The 1,139-nt window shown below is 62.9% G+C and carries 1 pseudogene; it reads right to left on the reverse strand.

The window, feature by feature from the left end:
- Positions 1 to 6: 6 nt before the first annotated feature.
- Positions 7 to 1,139, reverse strand: a pseudogene (locus AC2FAN_RS27190) (IS3 family transposase); the annotation flags it as partial.

Here is a 1,139-nt window from a genome sequence, read left to right on the forward strand (position 1 = left end):
TCTAATCTAATGCATGGTGGGCTTGTCGGCCACGGTTGAGATGGCCGGCGAAGCGGGTTGGGTTTTCGTAGGCGGCCAGACCACAGCGACCGGTGCTGGCGGCTTGTAGCCGAGCGAGGAGTGCGGGCGCCGGGTATTGTAGTGCTGACGCCAGCCCTCGATGACGATCCGAGCCTCGGCGAGGCTGTAGAACAGCTCGCCGCTCAGGAGTTCGTCGCGCAGCTTGGAGTTGAAGCTCTCGCAGTAGCCGTTCTCCCAAGGACTGCCAGGCTCGATAAAGGCTGTCTTCGCGCCGACCGCTGCGATCCAATCCCGCACTGCTTTGGCGACGAACTCGGGACCGTTGTCCGAACGAACATGCCCGGGCACGCCGCGCAGGATGAAAAGATCGGACAGGACATCGATGACGTCGGTGGCTTTGAGTTTCCGGTCGATCCGGATCGCAATGCATTCCCGGGTGAACTCGTCGATCACGTTCAGCATGCGGAATTTTCGACCGTTGTGGGTGCGATCCTCGACAAAGTCGTAGGACCAGACATGGTTGGGGTGTTCCGGCCGAAGCCGGATGCATGATCCGTCATTCAGCCAGAGACGGCCTTTCTTCGGTTGCCTGGCCGGCACCTTGAGCCCCTCCCGCCGCCAGATCCGCTCAACGCGTTTGACGTTCACCGCCCAACCGGCGGTCTCCAGCATGGCCGCGACCCGGCGGTAGCCGTAGCGGCCATACTGGGTGGCGAGCTCGACAATGTCGGCGGTCAGCGCCGCATCATCGACGCGACCCGTCGGCAGTTTCCTTTGCGTAGATCGATGCTGCCCCAGAACCCGGCACGCCAGCCGCTCCGACACGCCGAACTTTATCATGGCGTGGTCGATGCACCGGCGACGACGGGCGGGGCTCAGTAGTTTCCCGAGGCAGCTTCCTTGAGGATCAGCTTCTCCAACGTCAGATCCGAGACGGCTTTGCGCAGCCGCTCGTTCTCCTTCTCCAGATCCTTCAGACGCTTCACCTGGTCGGACTTCAGCCCGCCAAACTCCTTGCGCCAGCGATAATACGTGAACGCCGTCACGCTGATGGCCCGGATCGCCTCCGCGACCGGGCGCCCCTGGGACAACAGCACGTCGACCTGCCGCAGCTTCGC

This window comes from Allobosea sp. RIT-PG3_2 (assembly GCF_057321085.1).